The organism is Comamonas sp. Y33R10-2, from assembly GCF_019355935.1.
GTDB lineage: Bacteria > Pseudomonadota > Gammaproteobacteria > Burkholderiales > Burkholderiaceae_C > Comamonas.
The window spans coordinates 3,244,087-3,263,858 of record NZ_CP079925.1 but is presented as its reverse complement, the minus strand read 5'-3'; the positions used below and the strand labels follow the sequence as shown (position 1 = coordinate 3,263,858).

Here is a 19,772-nt window from a genome sequence, read left to right as displayed (position 1 = left end):
ATGCACGCCACGCGCATCATTGCCATCCGCCACGGAGAGACTAGCTGGAACGTCGACGGACGCATTCAAGGTCATCTAGACATTCCCCTTAACGAAACCGGTCTGTGGCAGGCCGAGCAAGCCGCACACGCTTTGGCTGGCAACAGCATTGCCGCTGTTTACAGCAGCGACTTGCTGCGCGCCCATGTCACGGCCCAAGCCATTGCACGCGTCTGCGGCGCATCGCTGCACACCAACAGCGGCCTGCGCGAGCGCTGCTTTGGAGACTTTCAGGGCCGCACCTTCAAGGATGTGGAAGCCACGCAGCCCGAAGATGCCCAGCTTTGGCGCACACGCAACCCAAGCTATGCGCCACCCGGCGGCGGCGACTCATTAATTGCGCTGCGCGAGCGCATTGCCAGCACCGTTGACGAGATCGCCCAGCAGCATGAAGGCGAGCAGATTGTGCTGGTCGCCCACGGCGGCGTGCTGGATGTTTTGTACCGACTGGCCACACGCCAAGACTTTCAGGCCCCGCGCACTTGGGAGCTCACCAACTGCGCCATCAATCGTTTGCTTTGGACGCCAAACGGCTTGTCTTTGGTAGGCTGGGCCGATACCACACACCTTCAGCAAGGCAGCCAAGATGAAGCACATTCCTGAACATTTACAGACACTGGTTGGCCAAGCCATCAAGCGCATAGACACACCAGCGCTGGTTGTTGACCTTGATGCCATGGAGCGCAACATCGAGCGCATGGCGCGCTTTGCCCAGCACCATGGCGTGCTGTGGCGGCCACACGCCAAGCTGCACAAAAGCGCATACATCGCCCACCTGCTCGAGCAAGCCGGCGCCTGCGGCCACTGCGTGCAAAAGTTAAGCGAAGCAGAAATACTAGCCGAGGGCGGTATCCGCAACCTCTTTATCAGCAACGAGGTCATCGCCCCAAGCAAGCTAGAGCGCGTGGCCCAATTAGCCAAATCGCTGAACGCACAAGGCGGCCGGCTTGCGATTGCCGTGGACTGTGAAGAAGGCATCAGCCGCCTAGCACACGCCCTGCAAAACGCACAGGCGGGCGACGCGGCGGTGGATGTGCTGGTTGAAATCAATGTGGGCCAAAACCGCTGCGGGGTTGAGCCCGGCCCAGATGCTGTGGCTTTGGCACAAGCCATTCACGCCCAGCCCAGCCTGCGCTTTGCAGGCCTGCAGGCCTATCACGGCGGGGCACAGCATTTGCGCACCGCTGCCGAGCGCAAGGCAGCCATTGAAGAAGTACTCAAGCATGTCAACCGCACCCGACACGAGTTTGACCGCGCCGGTATTGCCATTGCGCTCATCACCGGCGCAGGCACCGGCACCATGGTCAATGAAGCCGCCAGTGGCGTGTATGGCGAGATTCAGCCCGGCTCGTTTCTATTCATGGACGCGGACTACGCCGCCAACCAGCGCGATGCCGCCCAGCCCATATTCGAGCATGCGCTCTACGTCAAAACCCAAGTCATGTCGCTGAGCAAAGAGCATGCGGTTTGCGATGCAGGTCACAAGGCTCACGCCATTGATTCAGGCCTGCCCAAGCTTCATGCCTTGCCGCACGAGAACGCGCTGCGCTTTGCCAATGGCGGTGACGAGCATGGCGTGCTGCACCCCGATGCAGAAGGCGGTAACACCAGCGGCTGGTTGCCTGCTTTAGGCGAGACGCTGTGGCTGATCCCTGGGCATTGCGACCCCACCGTCAACCTGCACGATTACATGATTGGCGTGCGCGGCGGCAGGCTCAAAGGCGTGGTTGAACGCATCTTGAGCGTTGATGCGCGCGGCGCGCTGAGCTGACATAGCTCCTGAAAAAACTCAGAAGAATCACCCCTCCTCCCCCTACCCACCTTCTGAGCCTATCTGAGATGCAGCAGCGAATCGTTAACGGTAACTCTTTCTATCCTGCGCCGCCATAATGGTGGCGCGCAACTCATTCACCATGCCGTAGTAATGCACCAGCTGGCTGCTGCCCTGCTGAAAAAACCAAGGCGTATTCAGGCTGATCAAATCGAGACCATCAGCCAGCGTCCAGCCCAGCTCGCGCTGCAGCAAATTGGCAATCACGGTCTGATCACCCCCGCTGGCATACGTGCTGGACTTGTCCTTGACGGCTCGAATACCGTCCAGCATTTCTGCCAAAAGTGCGGTATTTTTCTGGGTTCGCCGAAAACCCAGCATGCCTGCATTAATCAGCCAATCACCAATATCGTGCGCAGCCAAAATATCACGCCCTTGTAGCAAAGGCTCCAGCGGCTGGCTTTGGTCTATCAGCAGCATATCGGCGTCCACCCAAATCACCCATTCATGCTGGGGCAGGTGCTTGTGCAGCAGCCACGGCTTGAGCCAGGTTCCAGAAATACCTTCTTCCACATCTGGCGGTGTTTCACGGTGTACATACAACGTGTAGCCATGGCGCTTGCAATAGCGCTCAATATTGCTTTCTGCAATGGCAGAGAAGCTGCGGATATTGGGTGTGTAGTACATGACCAAAGCAATATCTTTGCTGCCCAGATGCACGCCATGCCCGCCCTGCGGCACATGCGCATAGGCGGAGAACTCAAAAAGCGGCATGGCCTTTTGCTGCCAATCATTAATATGCTCAAACAATGACTGCCTGAACAAGGGGTGAACGCCTGCGTATATCTCCACCTCATACAGGCTCAAGGTCCACACGTTTGAGTGCCCCAGCCAATTGACCGCGTAACGAACTCCGCATTTCACAGTGGCATAGTTGCCAGCGACTTGGGTATAGGCACTCACGTAGTCCTGATCCAAGTGCAAATCCAGCTCCTGCTCCACGCCCCTCATGATCTTGGAGCGGGCAATGCAGTCCAACACAAAATGGCGTACCTCTTCCGTGTTGCGCCAAACCTGAATCGCTGTCTGTCTGTCACTGTTTTCGCCATCGATTCCGAGCAGCAAGCGGTCTCGCCCTTGCAGCATGGGCTCGGCGGGCAGCATGTTTAAAAACACACAGTCATCCGTGGCGCAAATCAACAACGCGTCATCCGCCATTTTGCGCAGCTGATGCAGCAGCATCTCGTACTTGAACACCAGCTTGTGCGCACGACTTTGCAAGCCTTGCATAGACGCTTGCACATGCACATAGCCCATGCGAGAGCAGTAATGCTGGTGATTGGCCAACACCTGCGGCTCGGCGTGCTCAAAAATGCTCAGGCAAACAGTCGTCATATGCAAAGTATGAAAAGAAAACAGTCCATAGACTAACCGGACTTGTTGCTTTGCAACAGTGCGCCTGAACCCGCTCCTTGGCTGCCCATAGGGTTCCTGCGAAGCCTTGGCTCTGGTATCTGCGCCAAGAATCAAGACCTATGCTCTCTCCCAGCCAAATCATTGTTCTGGCCACGCCGGTGTTTTTCGCACTGATTGTTGTGGAATGGCTCATCAGCCTCAAACGCGGGCGCAACGCCTATGCGCTGGCCGATGCCGTCAGCTCTTTAAATTTAGGCGTCCTCAGCCAGACCAGCGCGGTGTTTACCAAGCTGCTGACGCTGGGCATTTACACCTTTGTAGCCAGCCACATCGCACTGGTACAGGCTGATCATTTTTGGCTGAGTCTGCCGGGCTGGATTTTGGCGCTGATCTTCTACGACTTTTGCTACTACTGGCTGCACCGCATGGGCCATGAGGTGAACGTGCTCTGGGCGGCTCATGTCGTGCACCATCAAAGTCAGGCCTACAACCTCTCCACGGCGCTGCGCCAAACCAGCTCCGGTGCGCTGCTGGGCTGGGTTTTTTATCTTCCCATGGCGCTGGCGGGTGTGCCGCCGCTGGTGTTTGCCGTGGTCGGGCTCATCGATTTGCTCTATCAGTTTTGGGTGCATACCGAGCAGGTCAAAAAACTGGGCTGGTTTGATCGCTGGTTTTGCTCGCCCAGCAATCACCGCGTGCACCACGCCGTGAACGAGCAGTATCTGGATAAAAACTACGGCGGCATTCTCATCATCTGGGACCGCATCTTTGGCACGTTTAAAGAAGAAGATGACAAAGAGCCCTGCGTCTACGGAACGCGTGGCCTGCTCAATAGCTGGGACCCCCTGTGGGCCAATGCCACCGTCTATCGACAACTCGCCCATGACAGCTGGTTTGCTCGCAACGGGCTGGACAAAATCAAGGTCTGGTTCAAGCCTCCCGGCTGGCGCCCTTTAGACGTAGCTCAGCGCTTTCCTAAACCTGAGTTCAATCTGGATGAGCACCGCATCCTCTACGCGCCCCCCATGAATACGCCGCTGCGCTGGTTTGTGTCCTTGCAGTTTGCAGCTTTGATTGCAGGCACCACGGTTTTTTTATGGAATGCCGACCAGTCCCCGCTGGCCACCAATTTAATGTGGTTTGGCGTACTGCTCACCGCTCAGTGGGCGCTGTCTGCTGCCATGCAAGGGCGCATCAGCGTGTGGATGGCTCTGATGCTACAAAGCGGCGCACTGGCCATGGCCACCGCAGCACTTGGACTGCAGCAATGGCACTGGTTTTTTAAACCGTTGAGCATGATTTTTGCTCTCGTTTGTATAGCTACAAGTCATCTAAATGCAATGGGTACAGAGAAAAAACTCTCTACAAAGCAGGTATCTCTGCTGCTAGCAGCTATTGTTTTTTCCCTCTCTGGCGATGTCTGCTTGATGCTTGCCAACCTGTTCATCCCCGGCCTCATCAGCTTTTTGCTGGCCCATGTCTGCTACATCGCCCTCTTCAAAACCGATGCCCCATGGTTTGCCAACCGCCGCGCACTATGGCTGATTGTGGCCATTGGCGCCGGCATGTACGCCTATCTATGGATGAATGGTTTGCCAAGCGCCATACGACTGCCTGTGGCGGTATACGTCAGCGTGATTGCACTGATGGCAGCGCAAGCCTGGGGCCGCTACCAGGTGCTGCGTGAGCGCTCGTCACTGCTAGTCGCTTTAGGCGCCAGCGCCTTCATGGTCAGTGACAGTTTTTTGGCCATCAACCGCTTTGTGCAGCCGCTGCCGTGGTCTGCCATTTGGGTGCTTGCTAGCTATTACATAGCGCAGGCGCTGATTGTGCAGGGCAGCCTGCGCGGGCAAGCCCAGTCACGCACCACACCCGATCTTGCTGTGCCGCCTGCAATATTTCCAGCCACCCAAATCACTTAAGCTCGCCCCCATGCAGGCTCTTCAAAACTTTTCGCTGCTCAGCGTATTCGACTCATTACTCAGCCTGAGTTTTGCCTTTATCTTCGGCACCGCCATCGGGGTAGAGCGGCAATTGCGCCAGCGCGCTGCTGGGCTGCGTACCAATACCTTGGTCGCCATTGCCGCAGCCGCTTTTGTTGACTTGGGTTTGCAACTCTCAGGCAATCAGGGTGCCGTCCAAATTACGGCATACGTAGTCTCAGGCGTGGGATTTTTGGGTGCTGGCGCCATCATGAAGGAAGGCGCCAACATCATGGGGCTGAACACGGCCGCCACGCTCTGGGGCTCTGCGGCCGTGGGTGCAATGTGCGGCGCAGACTTCATCGTGCAAGCGGGCTTGGTCACCGCCTTTGTGCTGGCAGCCAATACGCTGCTGCGCTATCTGGTGCTCTACCTCAACACTCGCCCCACGAATACTGACGCCAGCGAATCCAACTACCACCTGTATGTGGTCTGCGAGCGCGCCGGCCAAGCCGAGGTTTTGAGCAAGCTCCAGCATCTGCTGGACAGTTCAGGCTACCCCGCACGCAGTACAGAAAAGCATGCGCTGGGCGCTAACGATACAGAAATTGAGGTGCTGCTGATGACCACCATTGCCCGGTCGGAACAGCTCAACGCCATCACCAAAGAGATGGAGCAACTCAACGGTGTGAAAGGCTCGTTCTGGCATACCAGCCCGCTGGCTGGATAAAGGCAAAGGTGAGGGCTTAGGGCTAAAGCAGGACTACTCAGCGTCCGGCACCGGCAAACCCAAGTGCAAATATGCCGCCTTGGTCGCCATGCGCCCACGCGGCGTGCGCTGCAAAAAGCCTTGCTGAATGAGGTAAGGCTCAATCACATCCTCAATCGTGCCCGACTCCTCGCCAATGCTGGCAGCGATATTGTCTAAGCCAACCGGGCCGCCATCAAAGCGGTGCACCACGGCTTCAAGCAACTTGCGGTCCATGATGTCAAAGCCTTGCGGGTCCACATCCAGCATGGCCAGCGCCTTATCCGCAATCTCGCGGGTGATGCTGCCATCTGCCTTCACATCGGCGTAGTCGCGCACACGGCGCAGCAAACGGTTGGCGATACGGGGCGTTCCGCGTGAACGGCGAGCGATCTCAAAGCAGCCTTCTTCATCAATCGGCGCTTTGAGCAAGCCTGCGCTGCGGCGCACGATGCGGGTCAGCTCTTCTGACGTATAAAACTCCAGTCGCGCCACGATGCCAAAGCGGTCGCGCAATGGGTTGGTGAGCATGCCAGCGCGTGTGGTAGCACCCACCAGCGTAAACGGCTGCAAATCGAGCTTAATGGAGCGCGCCGCCGGGCCTTCACCAATCATGATGTCGATCTGGTAGTCCTCCAGCGCGGGGTAGAGAATTTCTTCAACCACTGGGCTCAAGCGGTGAATTTCATCGATGAACAGCACATCGTTGGGCTCAAGGTTGGTGAGCAATGCGGCCAAATCCTTGGGCTTTTCCAGCACCGGCCCGCTGGTCTGGCGCAGGTTCACACCCAGCTCTGCGGCGATGATGTGGCTGAGCGTGGTTTTGCCCAAACCGGGGGGGCCAAACAGCAGCACATGATCGAGTGCCTCACCACGCTTTTTAGCAGCGCCAATGAAGATTTCTAGCTGCTCACGCGCCTTGACTTGGCCGACGTATTCATCAAGTGCCTTAGGCCGCAGGGCACGCTCCATTGCTTCTTCGCCCACAGGTGAAGCGCCTGCAGAAACCATGCGCGGCGCGCCTTCTGCAAAGGATGCGGCTTCGCTCTGTTCTCGCGAAGCGCGAGGTTTGCGTGCTGGTGCGGGGCTGGCCGCAAATTCGTCCACATGAATCGTCATGGCGGCAATTGTGCCCTAAGCACGCGTCAAGCACTGATTAAAAATACAGGTAAAAACAAAATCCTTCCGTGGCCAATCAAGCCCGCGACAGAGTTATGCGCACAATGCACCATCCCTTCAGGAGTCTGCACATGCGCTTTCAATCACTGACCACCGCCGCCGCCCTGCTCTTGCTCCTTGGCTCAGCACAAGCTGCCCTCAAAGTGGGGGACTCCGCGCCTAACTTCAAAACACCGGCAGCTGTGGCCGGTAAAGCCTTTGACTTTGACATGGCTGCCGCGCTGAAAAAGGGGCCGGTGGTGCTGTACTTCTTCCCCAAAGCATTCACGTTAGGCTGCACCATGGAAGCCCATGCCTTTGCCGAGGCCACACCGAATTTTGCGGCTATGGGCGCCACGGTGGTGGGCATGTCGCATGATGACATCGACACCCTCAAACGCTTTTCCACCGAAGCCTGCCGCGACCAGTTTGCCGTGGCATCTGACCCGCAAGCCGCAACTATCAAAGCCTATGACGCAGGCGCTGGGGCCAACCCGGCGCGGGCTGATCGCATCTCTTACGTCATCGGGCAAGACGGCAAGGTGAAGTTTGTGCATGTGGGCGTTGACCCCACGGCGCATGTGCAGCAAACCGAAGCTGCGGTAAAAAAGCTGCAGCAACGATAAGCGCCGCCCTGGTGAGATGGCTTCGCCCCTTACCCGATTGCGGGGGACGCCGCGCTGGCGCAGGGCCTCACAACTACTTGGTCAAGGCTTTGAGCGCCAGCTTGATGCCCTCGCTCACCCCCACATCTGGCGGCAGCTTTTTCAGCGCAGCAGACGCTTCCTTGTCCGAGTAGCCCAGCGCCATCAGCGCCTGCTGAATGTCGTTTTGGTCATTGTTATTGGCAAACAGTGACTGCGCGCCAGTGTCTGAGCCAATCTTGCCTTTGAGCTCGAGCAGCAAGCGCTCAGCCGTCTTTTTGCCGATGCCCGGCACTTTCACCAATCGCCCTGCTTCTTGCTGCGATACCGCATCCGCGAGATCATCAATGCTCAAGCCGCTGAGTACGGCCAGCGCCATGCGCGGGCCCACGCCGGTGATCTTGATGAGTTCGCGAAACGTCTGGCGCTCGCGGGCTGTGGCAAAACCAAACAGCAGCTGGGCATCTTCGCGCACTACAAAATGGGTCAGCAGTGCCACCTTGGCGCCGTTGGCTGGCAGGTTATAGAAGGTGCTCATGGGCACTTGCACCTCGTAGCCCACGCCGCCGCAGTCCACCAAGACCTCGGGCGGGTTTTTTTCCAGCAGCGTTCCAGTCAATTTGCCTATCATTGAAATCCTTTGCCGCACTGTGCGGCGATTATTTGAGAAATTATCCGCGTGATCCTGCGCCACACTTTCACTCCCCACCACAACACCCGTCTGTCCCACCTGTGCGGACCGGCGGATGCGCACCTGCGCACCATTGAAATTGCGCTGGGCGTCAAGATCGCTCACCGCCACGAGCAGTTCAAGATCGACGGCCCCAAGGCCAAGGCCAATGAAGCGCTAGAGCTGCTGCAGGCCTTGTATGAGCTGGCTGATAGCGTGATCGCAGAAGATACCCTGCAGCTGATGCTCGCTGGCGACGCCGAAATGCTGGAAGCCGACCTGACCGCGCCCCAGTTAACCACGCGCCGCGCCGACCTGCGCGCGCGCACGCCCAATCAGGCGATGTATCTGGAAAACATTGCCAAGCATGACATCACCTTCGGCATTGGCCCCGCAGGGACTGGCAAAACCTATCTGGCCGTGGCCTGCGCGGTCGATGCACTAGAGCGCAGCGCCGTGCAGCGCATTGTGCTGACCCGCCCAGCGGTGGAAGCTGGCGAGCGTCTTGGCTTTCTGCCCGGCGATCTGGCACAAAAGGTAGACCCCTATCTGCGCCCACTGTACGACGCGCTGTATGACCTGATGGGCTACGAAAAAGTGCAAAAGGCTTTTGAGCGCAATGTGCTAGAAATCGCGCCGCTGGCCTTTATGCGCGGCCGAACGCTGAACAATGCCTTTGTGATTTTGGACGAAGCCCAGAACACCACGCCTGAGCAGATGAAGATGTTCCTGACCCGTATTGGCTTTGGTGCCAAGGCCGTGGTGACAGGCGACGTCAGTCAGGTGGACTTGCCCAAGGGCGCGCCCAGCGGCTTGGTCGATGCAGAGCGCGTGCTGCGCCGCGTCAAAGGCATCTCCGTCAATCACTTCACCAGTGTGGACGTGGTTCGCCACCCGCTCGTCGCCCGTATTGTGGACGCCTACGACGCCAACGGCCGCGTGACCCAAGGCACCAGCGCACCCAAAGCCGCCAAGCCCCGCATCAGCCGCCCTCTGCCCTCGGCGGATGAGCTTTAAACAAATATGACTTACGCAAACAAGGATGTGCCAAGGACTGCTGCTATGAGGCGCGTCTCTTGCTTGAACCTGATTTGCGTAAGCCGCTTCAATTTCAATAGCAAAGAGTCCATGAAATACATGGACTACAAGCCAAAATGTCTTTAAATCAACTGCAACTGACTCTGCAATTTGGCCCCTCTGCCGAGGCCACAGCCCACCGTGAGCTGCTGACGCGCGCCAAGGTCACGACCTGGATTCGCCACGCGCTGGCGGTGGATGCTGAGATCACGGTGCGCATTGTCGACTCCGAAGAAGGCCAGAAGCTAAACCGCGAGTTCCGTAAAAAGGACTACGCAACCAATGTGCTGACCTTTGACTACCAGCAGGAACCCACTGTGCAGGCCGACCTGGTGCTCTGCGCCCCCGTGGTGGAGCGCGAAGCCCAAGAGCAGAACAAGACACTGGAAGAGCATTACGCCCACCTGCTGGTGCACGGCACTCTGCATGCGCAGGGCTGGGACCATGAAACCAGCGAAGAAGACGCCGATGAAATGGAAGCCTACGAGAGCGACATCATGAAGGAAATGGGTTACCAAGACCCCTACGCGCAGTAATCCTTCGCGCTATCAAATCCAAAGCAGCCTGCCAAGGTCCTCCCTTGAGCAGGCTGCTTTTTTATTGCCGCTAAGATCGGGAGACAAAAGGGCGCAAAGCCCATACCGACACGCAGGAGACACACACATGGAGAATCTGGGCCACCTCGCCCTGCTGCTGGCTGCGGCATTCACGGCTGGGGCACTCAACGCCGTGGCCGGCGGCGGCAGCTTTCTGACCCTGCCCGCACTGGTCTTTACCGGCGTGCCACCTGTCGTGGCCAATGCCACGGGCACGGTGGCGCTGCTTCCCGGCTATCTGGCGGGTGCCTGGGGCTTTAAAGACGATATGGCGCCGCCACCGGGCTTGTCCATGAAGCAAGTCGTGGTGCTTTCACTCATTGGGGGCTCGGTAGGCGCGGCGCTGCTTTTGTTCACGCCCGATGCAACCTTCCGCAAAGTCGTGCCCTGGCTGCTGCTGGCGGCCACCGCCCTGTTTGCCTTTGGCCCGCAGTTGCGCGCTTGGGCGGCGGGCAAGCAAGCGGCTGACACGGCACCGGCAGTGGCCAAAGCTGCAGCTGGCATGCTGATGGTGGCGATCTACGGCGGCTATTTCAACGGTGGCCTGGGCATCTTGCTGCTGGCCTTGTTTGGCCTGTTGGGCCAAACCCAGTTGAACGCCATGAACGGCATGAAGAATCTGGTTTCCGCCCTACTCACGGCCATTGCCGTGGTCATTTACGCTGTGGGCGGCATTGTGCAGTGGCAGCAGGCCCTGATCATGATGGTGGCGGCCACCCTGGGCGGCTATCTCGGCGCCCGCGTGGCACGCCAAATACCAGCGCCTATGCTGCGCTGGGGGATTGTGGCGACGGGGCTGGTGATGGCGGGGTTGTTCTTTATCAAAGGCTGAGCCTTTGCAAGCTCGCCAAAGTCCCCGCTAAATTACGCAACCGGCCAAGCCTCTACGGCAGATCCAAGGCTATTGAGCCGCTTTGGGAATGTTGCGAAAACTAATAGCCATCCGGTTGTAAGCATTCATAAGGCTAATCGCCACAGTCAAATCAACCAGCTCTTTTTCGGTAAAAACAGCTTGAGCTTGTGCGTAGTCTTTATCGGGAACCCCGGTTTGAGCAACCTTGGTAACCGATTCTGCCCATGCAAGAGCTGCTCGCTCACGCTCGTCAAAAAGCTTGCCTGCTTCACTCCACGCCTGAACCAATGCCAGCTTCTCGACCTTCACACCCTTAGCGAGCAAGTCGCGGGTATGCATGTCCAAGCAAAAGGCGCAGTTGTTGATTTGTGAAACTCGCAGATAGACCAATTCCACCAGCTCAGCAGATAGCCCGCTTTTCATCACATAACCATAGACACCAGCCAACGCAGCAGATGCGCCTGGTGCAACCGTGTTGTAGTCAATTCTTACCGTCATATTTACTCCTAGCAGGAGAAGATAAGCCAAGGCCGCACACCCGACCAGCCGCCCCAATTAGCCCATTTCGCTCCAAAGGGATCATTTGGGGGAAGACTGCTATGAGCCGCCTGCGGACAACTCAATGACCGCGATCAGCGTGCTCCGGGTCATTTTTCACCGCTCAGATAGCGCTGTACCCAAACAAAAAGCCTTCCCAAAACTGAGAAGGCTTTTTGTGAGCACTCAGCGCTTGATACACAAGCACCAGAGGCTGGTTTGATCCAAATTTTTAGAGCAAACGAGCTTTCACCGTCTTGCCCTTGACCTTGCCGCCGTTGAGCTTGGCACAAGCTGCCGAGGCAATCTGGCGGTCCACGGCCACATAGGTGGAGAAGTCGTTCACGCTGATTTTGCCAATCTGGTCGCGGCTGTAGCCGAAGTCGGCGCACATGGCACCCATCACGTCGCCAGCGCGGATTTTTTCTCTGCGGCCACCGATGATCTGGATGGTCATCATGGGCGGCAGCAGCTCGCCACCGGCAGCGGGAGTCAGCTCATCGACGGGGAAGAACTGCGAAGCACGGCCTTGCAGTTGCTCGATCTTGCCCACGCTGCCCATCTCGTCCATGCTGACCAAGTTCAGGGCCAAGCCTTCGGCATCGCCACGGCCGGTGCGACCAATGCGGTGGATGTGAATTTCGGTGTCAGGTGTCACGTCCACGTTGATAACGGCAGACAGGTCGGCAATGTCCAGCCCGCGCGCGGCCACATCGGTGGCGACCAGCACGCTGCAGCTCTTGTTAGCAAACTGCACCAGCACTTCATCGCGTTCGCGCTGCTCGAGCTCGCCAAACAGGGCCAGAGCGCTAAAGCCTTCAGCCTGCAAAGCGGTTACCACGTCGCGGCACTGCTGCTTGGTGTTGCAAAAGGCAATGCTCGATTCAGGGCGGAAGTGAGCCAGCAGCTTGGCAACCGTGCTCACTTTTTCGCGAGCACCGACTTCGTACCAACGCTGCTCGATCTTGCCAGCGCTGTGCTGTGCCGCCACCTTGACGGTTTGCGGATCGCGCATGAAGCGGTTGGCCAAGTTGGCAATGCCTTCGGGGTAGGTGGCAGAGAACAGCAGGGTCTGGCGGTCTTTGGGGCACTGCTCTGCGACGGTGACGATGTCGGCAAAAAAGCCCATGTCCAGCATGCGATCGGCTTCATCCAGCACCAGTGTCTTGAGGTTGCTGATGTCGAGCTTGCCGCGCTCGAGCAAGTCCATCACACGGCCTGGCGTGCCGACGACGATGTGGGCGCCGTTTTCTAGCGACGCAATTTGGTTACGCGAAGGCACGCCACCATAGACAGTGACGACCTTGATGTTGTCCTGCGCACGGGCCAGACGGCGGATTTCTGTTGCCACTTGATCGGCCAGCTCACGCGTGGGGCACAGCACCAGTGACTGCACGGCAAACCAGCGGGGGTTGAGGCGGTCAACAATGGGCAGGCCAAAGGCGGCGGTCTTGCCGCTGCCCGTGCTGGCTTGGGCGATCAAGTCCTTGCCTTGCAGCGTCAGCGGCAGGCTGGCGGCCTGAATGGGCGTCATCTGCGTGTAGCCCAGTTGCTGGATGTTGGCCAGCATTTCTGCGGACAGGGGCAGCGCCGAGAAAGCGGAGGAATCTGTGGCCTTGGCGGCGCTGATGGATGTGTTCATAGGATGCAATTATCCCGGGCCTGCGCCAGAAAAGCCTTGAGCCATCGCTATTCACGGCGCTCTTTGCGGGTTGCCCCTCTGAAGAGGGCCCCCAGACTGCCTCTAGGCTGAAATGCGCGATCTCCACACAGATCGCCATTTTTTGGACCTTTGCACTGAACCACAACAACATCTATGCAACACCGTTTTGCCCGCACGCTCTGCGCCTGTGCCGCTCTGTCTGCCATGCTGACTTCCGGCCACGCCGCCGAACTGGACCCTCAACCCCTACAACCCCAGCTGCAGCAGGTGATCGACAAAATGACACCGCAGTTGCGCAGCGTTTATGAAGACCTGCATGCCCACCCCGAGCTGGGCTTTGAGGAAACCCGCACCGCCGCCAAGTTGGCCGCCGAAATGCGTCAGCTGGGCTTTGAAGTGACAGAAGGCATTGGCAAGACCGGGCTGGTTGCCATTTACCGCAATGGCGCGGGCCCCACCGTGATGGTGCGTACCGAGCTGGACGCCCTGCCGATGGAGGAGAAAACCGGCCTGCCCTATGCCAGCAAGGCCAAAGCCCAGTACAACGGCAAGGAGAGCTTTGTCACTCACAGCTGTGGCCACGATATGCACATGACCAGCTGGCTGGGCACGGCGCAGGCGTTGCTGGCCCTGAAGGCCCAGTGGAAGGGCACGCTGATGTTTGTGGCCCAGCCCTCCGAAGAAACCGTGACCGGCGCCCGCGCCATGCTGGCCGATGGCCTATTCAAGAAGTTTGGCAAGCCCGACTATGCCTTTGCGCTGCATACCGGCCCCATGCCGTACGGCACGGTAGGCTATGTGGCAGGGCCTGCCACCTCCAATTCCGACTCTCTGGACATCACTTTCCACGGCCTGGGCAGCCATGGCTCCATGCCTGAAAAATCGATCGACCCGGTACTGATGGCCTCTCGCTTTGTCGTCGATGTGCAAAGCGTCATCAGCCGCGAAAAAGACCCGGCGGAGTTTGGCGTGGTCACCGTGGGCGCTTTCAATGCGGGCAGCGCCGGCAACATCATTCCCGACCAGGCTCGGCTGCTGGGCACGATTCGCAGCTACAAGAGCGAAGTGCGCAGCAAAATGCATGAAGGCATTGAGCGCACGGCAAAGGCACAAGCCGCCATGGCCGGTGCGCCCGCGCCGGAAGTCAAGCTGCTCAAGGGCTCGGACGCCGTGGTCAACGATCCGACACTGGTAGGCCGCACGGTCAAAATCTTCAAGACGGCATTGGGCGACAAAAACGTGATTCCCGTGCCCCCGGCGTCCGCCAGCGAAGACTTCTCTGACTTCATCAATCAGGGCGTGCCGTCCATGTTCTACATTCTGGGCGTTTATGACCCCAAACGGATTGCCGCAGCCAGCCAGCCCGGTGGCAAGCCGCTGCCCTATAACCACTCCCCCTTCTTCGCACCGGATGTGGACCCAACCATCAAGACCGGTGTTCAGACCATGACGCTGGCCGTCATGAATGTGATGCAATAAAAAGACCGAGCAGCGAGCCTCAGGCGGCGGTCTGGGGCTCCATACGCAAGGGGATAGTCACCGGACCATCATTGAGCAGGTGCACCTGCATATCGGCCGCAAACTCCCCCGTCTGCACAACGGGGTGGGCGGCGCGGGCCTTGTCCACAAAGTAGTTGTACAGGCGCCTGCCTTCATCGGGCGCAGCAGCAGCGGTAAAGCTGGGGCGGTTGCCGCCTCTGGTATCAGCGGCCAGCGTGAACTGGCTGACGATGAGCAGGCCACCACACCCGCCTTTGCCATCCACATCCTGCACGCTTTGGTTCATCTTGCCGGCTGCGTCGCTAAAGATGCGCAGCTTGAGCATTTTGGCCAGCAGCTTGTCGGCCTCAGCCTCGGTATCGCCGCGCTCGGCGCAGACCAGCACTAGCAGGCCTTGTTCTATCTGACCGGTGATGCGGCCATCCACTTCCACACGCGCTTGTTTAACACGCTGAATCACACTCATCATTCTCGAAAACCTTCCTTTGTCGCGCTTGCTGAATCGCCACAGAGCTGCGTACCGGCGCCTTCACTGACGGTGCTCATGCCCGTGGGCAACAACTCAATTCGGGCATACAAGCCCGGGATGGCTTGCAGCAGCGCGGCTTCTATTTCGGTGCGCAATTGTGCCGCGCGCTGCACACTCCATTGACCGGGCACATGCATGTGCAAATCGACAAAGCTGCGCTCCCCCGCTTGTCGGCTAGATATACCGTCAAAAAGCACGCCTTGGTTGCGCTGAGCGTAGCTACCCAGCAGGTTGTCTATTGCCAGGCGCTGCGGCGCATCCAAGGCCTGATCCATCAAGCCTTGCGAAGACTGCCAGACCAGTTGCATGCCCTGCACGCAGATATGAACTGCCACCAGCAAAGCCACTAAGGAATCCAACCACAGCCATCCCGTCCACGCCGCAGCCAACAAGCCCACCACCACACCTACAGAAGTCCAGACATCCGTCAACAAATGCTTGGCATCGCCTGCCAGCGCCGTAGAACGATATTGGCGCGCTGAGCGCAACATCACCCAGGCGAGCAGACCATTGAACGCCGTACTCAACAAAGACAGCAGCAAGCCCCAGCTCAGCTGCTCTAGCGGCTGAGGGCTCGATAGCCGCGACAGCGCCGCCCAAGCAATGGCCAGGCTGGCGCCGATGACCAGCACGCCCTCAAAACCTGCTGAGAAGTACTCTGCCTTGTGATGACCGTAAGGGTGCCCGGTGTCCGCGGGGCGCTTGGCCACCGTCACCATGGTCAAAGCGAACATGGCTCCGGCTAGGTTCACAAAAGACTCCAGCGCATCAGACAGCAAGCCGACCGAGCCCGTCAGCCACCAAGCCAGCGTTTTAAGAACAATCGTCAGCAAGGCAACGGCCACCGAAATTTTCAGCAGGTTGTGCGGCTGCAGCCATTGAGATGAGGCGGGTGCGCTGAAATGGTTCATGTTTTCAAGCTTCTTACAGGTTCAACAATCATGTAACCACATAAAAATTACGTAAGCAATGATGTTGAAAGATGAAAAATCTTTCACTATTAAAGAGATGAACGCACTGAGATCAAGCTGAATCCTATATAAATACTCCCCAAAAAGAGGGATGTGCATGCCTGACCAATTGATAGCTCGGCAGTCGGAAGATGAGGATGGGATTTTGCGATTAGTCGCAGATACCGCGCCTGCCATGCTGGCTTATTTTGATGCAGACACGCACACCTGCCGCTTTGCCAATGCACGCTATGCCCAGCACTTTGGCTACACGCCGCAAAGCATTATTGGTCTGGATGTGCGCGAGATTGTGGGAGCGCTTGCCTGGGCAGAAATTGAGCCATACCTTAGCCCCAACGCACTAGATGACACCCAGACCGTGCGCTACACGCGCCAGATCAAGACCAGCACCGGTGCAACTCAGCATTTAGAGGTCATGCTGCGCCCGCATGAAGAAAGCGGCGTCCTCAAGGGTGTCGTTACGTTGATGACTGATGTGAGTCACCATCATCAGGTGACTCAAAAAATGCGCGACAACGAAGAGCGCATGCGCAAATTTTCCGCCATCACGACCGAGGCCATCGTGCTGCATCGCGACGGCATCATCATGGATGGCAACGACGCTCTGTCTCGCTTGACGGGCTACGCTTTAGGCGAGCTGCGTGGCACTGCCATTCTTGACTATGTGGCCCCAGCAGCACGCCTGCGCGCCCTGCAAAATTTGCGCAGCGAGAGTGAAGATCGTTATGAGTCCATCGCCATTCACAAAAGCGGCCGGCATATTCCCGTCGAGATTGAAGCCAAGACCATGCCCGGTGAGGACGATGGTCACCGAATCGTCTTGCTGCGCGACGCCACGGACCGACTGCAAACCCTGCAGCGCCTTGATTTTCTGGCGCAGCATGATTTGCTGACGCATTTGCCCAACCGGGCACGTTTAAATCATTTACTGACCGAGGCCATTAGCAAGGCTGAGGGCCAGCAGTCCAGACTGGCCGTGCTGTCGCTGGATCTGGATCAGTTCAAGGCCGTGAACGACTCACTCAGCCACCGCGCTGGCGATTTGCTGCTGTGTGAGATGGCCCAGCGCCTGAAGTCAGCCCTGCGCCCGCATGACATCGTGGCCCGCATCGGTGGGGACGACTTTGTCATCGTCCTGCCCGACAACCCCAGCCTGCTGGAGACTGAGGCGCTAGTCGCACAGCTGCGTGCCCCTGTGGAAGCGCCTTATCAGGTCGAAGGCACGCTGCTCAACGTATCGCTGAGCGTGGGCATTGCCATGTATCCCAAGGATGGCGAGTGCCCCGAATCGCTGCTGAGCAATGCCGAAGCCGCCTTGCAAATGGCCAAGGGGCGCGGGCGCAGTTTCTCGCAGTTCTACACCCCGGCGCTAGAAGGGCGTGCCACGCGCATGCTGATGCAAGAGCAGATGCTGCGCGACGCGGTAGAGCGCGGCGAGTTTGAGTTGCACTATCAGCCGCAAACCTTGATGCAGACCGGCGAGCTGGCCGGCTTTGAAGCGCTGGTGCGTTGGAAGCACCCGCACCGTGGCCTTGTGCTGCCGGATGAGTTCATTGGCTTTGCCGAAAACCGGGGACTGATCGCCGCGGTTGACCGCTGGGTACTCAACCAAGCCTGCCGCCAAGCCAAGGCCTGGCAGGAAGAGGGCTACCCGCCCGTGCCCTTAGCCGTCAACCTCTCTGCGCAGGAGTTCCGCCAGCGCGATGTAGTTGAAGAAGTAGCGCAGGTGCTTGAGGACACAAGGCTAGACCCCCGCTATCTACACATCGAGATCACTGAGACCACGTTGATGCTCTCAGGCACGCAGATGCAGCAAACCCTGCATGCACTCAAGGCGCTGGGCGTGGGGCTGGCGATTGACGACTTTGGCACAGGCTACTCGTCGCTGGCTTATCTGCGCAAGCACCCTATAGACCGGCTCAAGATCGACCGATCCTTCATCACCGACCTGCCCCACAACCCTGATGCAGCAGCAATCGTCAACGCCATCGTGCAAATGGGGCAAAGCCTTCATCTAGAAATTTTGGCTGAAGGCGTAGAAAACGCTGAGCAATTGCAAATGCTCAAAAAAATGGGCTGTGCCATGATGCAAGGGTTTCTGGTATCTGCGCCCATGCCTGCTGATCACGCAGCCGCTTGGATGTCAAAGCACTATCAAATGCTACAAAAACAATAGTACCCATGGCAAGTAACACACCGACCATCTCGCATAAAAGCAGCAGCATTTTTCACACCGATGCAACTCAGGCACTCAGCCACGTTCAGCAGTTGTACCGGGAACAAATTGAGCATCTACGCGCCGCTATGCAGCGCTTTGTAGCCGGTGAAACACCCGCTGCCCCGGTTCACGCCTACTACCCGTTTGTGCGCATCAAGACCACCACCGTGGCGCGCGCCGACACCAAACTGACCTACGGCTTTGTCGAAGGCCCAGGCACTTATGAAGCCACGCTGACTCGACCGGACCTGTTTGCCAGTTACTTTGCCGAGCAGTTGCGCCTGCTGATTGAGCACCACCAAGTCGCTATCGAAGTCGGCTTAAGCGACAAGCCCATTCCCATTCACTTCTCGTTTGCGGACAACGATCACATTGAAGGCTCGTTATCCCCCGAGCGCCGCATGCTGATGCGCGATGTGTTTGATCTGCCGGACCTGGAAGCCATGGACGACGGCATTGCCAACGGCACTTGGCGTGCCCAGCCCGGGGAGGCTCTGCCGCTGTCACTCTTTACCGCGCCGCGAGTGGATTACTCGCTGCACCGCCTGCGCCACTACACAGGCACCGCACCCGAGTGGTTTCAGAACTTTGTGTTGTTCACCAACTACCAGTTCTATATCGACGAATTCATCCGCCTTGGCCATGCAGAGATGGCCAAAGAGGACAGCGACTACATCGCCTTTATCGAGCCCGGCAATGTGGTCACCCGCCGCAATGGTCTACCCCCTGAAGCGGTGGACGAGTTAGGTGCCGCCCCACCACGCCTGCCGCAAATGCCCGGTTACCACTTGGTGCGCGCCGACAAAAGCGGTATCACCATGGTCAACATCGGCGTAGGCCCGGCCAATGCCAAGACCATCACCGATCACATCGCCGTGCTGCGCCCCCATGCGTGGATGATGCTGGGCCACTGCGCTGGCCTGCGCAACAGCCAGCAGTTGGGCGACTATGTGCTGGCACATGCCTATGTGCGCGAAGACCATGTGCTGGACGAAGAACTTCCTCTGTGGGTGCCGATTCCGGCCCTTGCAGAAATTCAGGTCGCCTTGCAGCAAGCGGTGGCCGACATTACGCAGATGGAGCGGCCCGAGCTCAAGCGCATCATGCGCACCGGCACCGTGGCCAGCACCGACAACCGCAACTGGGAGTTGCTGCCGGACAACCGCCCCCAACGCCGCTTTAGCCAAAGCCGAGCCGTAGCGCTGGACATGGAATCGGCCACCATTGCTGCCAATGGTTTTCGCTTTCGCGTGCCATACGGCACCTTGCTTTGCGTGAGCGACAAACCACTGCACGGAGAGATCAAGCTGCCCGGCATGGCCAATCATTTTTATCGCGAACGTGTGGATCAACATTTGCGCATTGGCATGCGGGCTGTTGATATTCTGCGCGAAGGTGGCTCCGACCGACTGCATAGCCGCAAACTACGCAGCTTTGACGAAGTGGCCTTCCAGTAAGCG

The 19,772-nt window shown here is 58.3% G+C and carries 18 protein-coding genes; 11 read left to right on the top strand and 7 right to left on the bottom strand.

What is annotated here, in order from left to right:
* Together KUF54_RS14675 and KUF54_RS14670 are read left to right on the top strand one after the other, a co-directional pair.
* Complete coding sequence (locus tag KUF54_RS14675) at positions 1–642, top strand: histidine phosphatase family protein (protein WP_219343509.1); 642 nt, start codon at positions 1–3, stop codon at positions 640–642.
* Positions 626–1,810 carry a DSD1 family PLP-dependent enzyme gene (locus KUF54_RS14670; protein ID WP_219343508.1) on the top strand — a complete coding sequence of 395 codons (1,185 nt, stop codon included), beginning with the start codon at positions 626–628 and terminating at the stop codon, positions 1,808–1,810. Before KUF54_RS14675 ends, KUF54_RS14670 begins: the two co-directional genes overlap by 17 nt.
* An 84-nt stretch (positions 1,811–1,894) precedes the next feature.
* Here KUF54_RS14670 and KUF54_RS14665 read toward each other — a convergent pair whose 3' ends face one another.
* Positions 1,895–3,205, bottom strand: coding sequence for a hypothetical protein (locus tag KUF54_RS14665; RefSeq protein WP_219343507.1), 1,311 nt, complete (start codon positions 3,203–3,205; stop codon positions 1,895–1,897).
* Between the two features lie 140 nt (positions 3,206–3,345).
* On the opposite strand from KUF54_RS14665, the gene KUF54_RS14660 reads away from it, so the two are divergent.
* The gene (locus KUF54_RS14660) at positions 3,346–5,148 is read left to right on the top strand and encodes a lysoplasmalogenase family protein (protein WP_219343506.1); all 1,803 of its coding nucleotides are present in this window, start codon (positions 3,346–3,348) and stop codon (positions 5,146–5,148) included.
* 10 nt (positions 5,149–5,158) lie between these two features.
* The gene (locus KUF54_RS14655; protein ID WP_219343505.1) at positions 5,159–5,878 is read left to right on the top strand and encodes an MgtC/SapB family protein; all 720 of its coding nucleotides are present in this window, start codon (positions 5,159–5,161) and stop codon (positions 5,876–5,878) included.
* A 33-nt stretch (positions 5,879–5,911) separates the two neighbouring features.
* On the opposite strand, the gene ruvB is transcribed toward KUF54_RS14655, so the two are convergent.
* Entirely contained in the window at positions 5,912–7,015 is a 1,104-nt protein-coding gene (ruvB, locus tag KUF54_RS14650; protein ID WP_219343504.1) for a Holliday junction branch migration DNA helicase RuvB, read from the bottom strand.
* Positions 7,016–7,146: 131 nt separating this feature from the next.
* Here ruvB and KUF54_RS14645 point away from each other — a divergent pair, with 131 nt between their 5' ends.
* Positions 7,147–7,680 carry a peroxiredoxin gene (locus tag KUF54_RS14645; RefSeq protein ID WP_219343503.1) on the top strand — a complete coding sequence of 178 codons (534 nt, stop codon included), beginning with the start codon at positions 7,147–7,149 and terminating at the stop codon, positions 7,678–7,680.
* Between the two features lie 73 nt (positions 7,681–7,753).
* Here the strand turns inward: KUF54_RS14645 and ruvA are convergent, their stop codons facing one another.
* The gene (ruvA, locus tag KUF54_RS14640) at positions 7,754–8,329 is read right to left on the bottom strand and encodes a Holliday junction branch migration protein RuvA (RefSeq protein WP_219343502.1); all 576 of its coding nucleotides are present in this window, start codon (positions 8,327–8,329) and stop codon (positions 7,754–7,756) included.
* Between the two features lie 48 nt (positions 8,330–8,377).
* On the opposite strand from ruvA, the gene KUF54_RS14635 reads away from it, so the two are divergent.
* The 3 genes from KUF54_RS14635 (at position 8,378) to KUF54_RS14625 (ending at position 10,873) form a co-directional block, all read left to right on the top strand.
* Positions 8,378–9,385 (top strand): PhoH family protein, encoded by a 1,008-nt coding sequence (locus tag KUF54_RS14635; RefSeq protein ID WP_219343501.1) that lies wholly within the window; start codon positions 8,378–8,380, stop codon positions 9,383–9,385.
* Between the two features lie 137 nt (positions 9,386–9,522).
* Positions 9,523–9,981: an rRNA maturation RNase YbeY gene (gene ybeY / locus KUF54_RS14630; protein ID WP_219343500.1), complete on the top strand. Its 459-nt coding sequence runs from the start codon at positions 9,523–9,525 to the stop codon at positions 9,979–9,981.
* A gap of 127 nt (positions 9,982–10,108) precedes the next feature.
* Positions 10,109–10,873, top strand: coding sequence for a sulfite exporter TauE/SafE family protein (locus tag KUF54_RS14625; protein ID WP_219343499.1), 765 nt, complete (start codon positions 10,109–10,111; stop codon positions 10,871–10,873).
* A gap of 69 nt (positions 10,874–10,942) precedes the next feature.
* Here the strand turns inward: KUF54_RS14625 and KUF54_RS14620 are convergent, their stop codons facing one another.
* Positions 10,943–11,392, bottom strand: coding sequence for a carboxymuconolactone decarboxylase family protein (locus KUF54_RS14620; protein WP_219346419.1), 450 nt, complete (start codon positions 11,390–11,392; stop codon positions 10,943–10,945).
* Between the two features lie 271 nt (positions 11,393–11,663).
* Positions 11,664–13,073 (bottom strand): ATP-dependent RNA helicase DbpA, encoded by a 1,410-nt coding sequence (gene dbpA / locus KUF54_RS14615; protein ID WP_219343498.1) that lies wholly within the window; start codon positions 13,071–13,073, stop codon positions 11,664–11,666.
* A 174-nt stretch (positions 13,074–13,247) separates the two neighbouring features.
* Between dbpA and KUF54_RS14610 the strand changes: the two genes are divergently transcribed.
* Positions 13,248–14,573: an amidohydrolase gene (locus KUF54_RS14610; protein WP_219343497.1), complete on the top strand. Its 1,326-nt coding sequence runs from the start codon at positions 13,248–13,250 to the stop codon at positions 14,571–14,573.
* A 19-nt stretch (positions 14,574–14,592) separates the two neighbouring features.
* On the opposite strand, the gene dtd is transcribed toward KUF54_RS14610, so the two are convergent.
* Together dtd and KUF54_RS14600 are read right to left on the bottom strand one after the other, a co-directional pair.
* Positions 14,593–15,063, bottom strand: a complete 471-nt coding sequence (dtd, locus tag KUF54_RS14605) for a D-aminoacyl-tRNA deacylase (RefSeq protein WP_219343496.1) — start codon at positions 15,061–15,063, stop codon at positions 14,593–14,595.
* The gene (locus KUF54_RS14600; RefSeq protein ID WP_219343495.1) at positions 15,060–16,034 is read right to left on the bottom strand and encodes a cation diffusion facilitator family transporter; all 975 of its coding nucleotides are present in this window, start codon (positions 16,032–16,034) and stop codon (positions 15,060–15,062) included. Before KUF54_RS14600 ends, dtd begins: the two co-directional genes overlap by 4 nt.
* Before the next feature lie 157 nt (positions 16,035–16,191).
* On the opposite strand from KUF54_RS14600, the gene KUF54_RS14595 reads away from it, so the two are divergent.
* On the top strand, positions 16,192–18,270 hold the full coding sequence (locus KUF54_RS14595) for a bifunctional diguanylate cyclase/phosphodiesterase (RefSeq protein ID WP_219343494.1): 2,079 nt from the start codon (positions 16,192–16,194) through the stop codon (positions 18,268–18,270).
* Between the two features lie 5 nt (positions 18,271–18,275).
* Complete coding sequence (locus KUF54_RS14590) at positions 18,276–19,769, top strand: AMP nucleosidase (RefSeq protein WP_219343493.1); 1,494 nt, start codon at positions 18,276–18,278, stop codon at positions 19,767–19,769.
* The last annotated feature ends 3 nt before the right edge of the window (positions 19,770–19,772 follow it).